This is a genomic window from Cronbergia sp. UHCC 0137, from assembly GCF_034932285.1.
In the GTDB taxonomy this organism is placed as follows: Bacteria; Cyanobacteriota; Cyanobacteriia; order Cyanobacteriales; family Nostocaceae; genus Cronbergia.
Window position 1 is genome coordinate 1 of the sequence record NZ_JAYGHC010000048.1, and the last position, 606, is coordinate 606.

Annotated in this window: 1 protein-coding gene; it reads left to right on the forward strand. The window is 41.9% G+C overall.

Translation table 11 applies throughout. The annotated features are described in order from the left end of the window. The coding region (locus tag VB711_RS20260) for a Uma2 family endonuclease (protein ID WP_323288078.1) at window positions 1-499 on the forward strand (499 nt) is incomplete at its 5' end. Window positions 500-606 lie beyond the last annotated feature (107 nt).

Genomic DNA, 606 nt, shown 5'->3' on the forward strand with positions numbered 1-606 from the left:
CTACCATGAAGAAGTTTCAGCTTTTACCACCACAAAAATCTGCGCCCAAATTGATGCCTTATGTTTAAATTGGTTTGTCCTTCAGCGAGGATTACTACGTCCTTCTAACTTGGGTATGACAGCATTTCGACCCGATGTTATGGTTATTGACCGCCATGAACTTGCGAAAGAACTACTTTGGAATGACCAATCAATCATCACGCTGGGTAGTTCGATTAAATTTGTGATGGAAGTAGTTAGTAGCAACTGGCAAAACGATTATGCGCGTAAAGTCGAAGACTACGCAATTTTAGGTATTCCTGAATATTGGATTGCGGATTATGCGGGTTTAGGTGGGACTCGACATATTGGGAAACCGAAACAACCTACTCTTTCCATTTGTACGTTAGTCAAAGGAGAGTATGAAATTCAGCAGATTCGAGGCAATCAACCCATTATTTCGCAGACATTCCCAAATTTCAAACTGACAGCCGAACAAGTTTTAAAGGCTGGCAGATAAAGGCGATCGCCTAACATAAGTAATTGATAACTGGAGTTTGGGGGCGATACCTGCGACTAGGGAAGCGATCTCCTAACATAAGTAGGGCTTGCTGAAAAAGTCTTTTC